The 600-nt window shown below is 67.2% G+C and carries 3 protein-coding genes; 1 reads left to right on the forward strand and 2 read right to left on the reverse strand.

Features of this window, described 5'->3' with window-relative positions:
- Both FF041_RS38390 and FF041_RS39755 read right to left on the reverse strand, forming a co-directional pair.
- Positions 1-184: type II toxin-antitoxin system RelE family toxin (locus tag FF041_RS38390; protein WP_194292300.1), on the reverse strand; the 184-nt coding region annotated here is incomplete at its 3' end.
- Entirely contained in the window at positions 181-324 is a 144-nt protein-coding gene (locus FF041_RS39755; protein ID WP_228388849.1) for a hypothetical protein, read from the reverse strand. The genes FF041_RS39755 and FF041_RS38390, both read right to left, overlap by 4 nt.
- On the opposite strand from FF041_RS39755, the gene FF041_RS39760 reads away from it, so the two are divergent.
- The coding region (locus tag FF041_RS39760) for a hypothetical protein (RefSeq protein ID WP_228388850.1) at positions 317-600 on the forward strand (284 nt) is incomplete at its 3' end. The genes FF041_RS39755 and FF041_RS39760 overlap by 8 nt on opposite strands.

Here is a 600-nt window from a genome sequence, read left to right on the forward strand (position 1 = left end):
AGACACGGTAGCGGCTGACGTGAATGCGGTACTTGCTGTCGCTGCAGTCCCGCGCCCCGGAGGGGCGTGGGTTGTTCACCAGCAGCTTGACGCTGTCGAGCACCTGATCGACACCGGCAGGGCCGTCCTTGCCGTACCGAGCCAGGGCGTTCTTGGCCGCCTGCCTCCATACGACCTGGCTCATGAGGCCATGTGCCCGTTCAGTTCGTCCCGCAGTTCCTCGGTGGTCACCGTGGTGGTGGTGCCTCGCAAACGATGCAGTTCGCCGTGGAGGGGTCCGAGGGCGTCTTCCAGCACTTTGAGGACGGCCGGAGAGATGATCACCGCAACGGTCTCGCCGGCGTCGTCGGTCAGCGACAGCGACTCGGCCTTGTGGGCCGAAGGCCCGTGCCTTCTCGGCGTCGAGGGCCGGGACATCACCGGCTTTCTCACGCCGGGCGAGGTCTTCCCGGGCCTGGGACACATAGAGTGTGACCGCGTCCAGTTGCCGGGACGCGTCTGCGGCAGAAAGGGTGTCCACCGATCCCCTGCGGACATGGCCGTCGAACTGTGCGGGATCCATGCCCGCGATCGTAGGCGGGCGATGCGCGCAGCGTGCCC

Source organism: Streptomyces jumonjinensis (genome assembly GCF_009600885.1).
GTDB lineage: Bacteria > Actinomycetota > Actinomycetes > Streptomycetales > Streptomycetaceae > Streptomyces > Streptomyces jumonjinensis.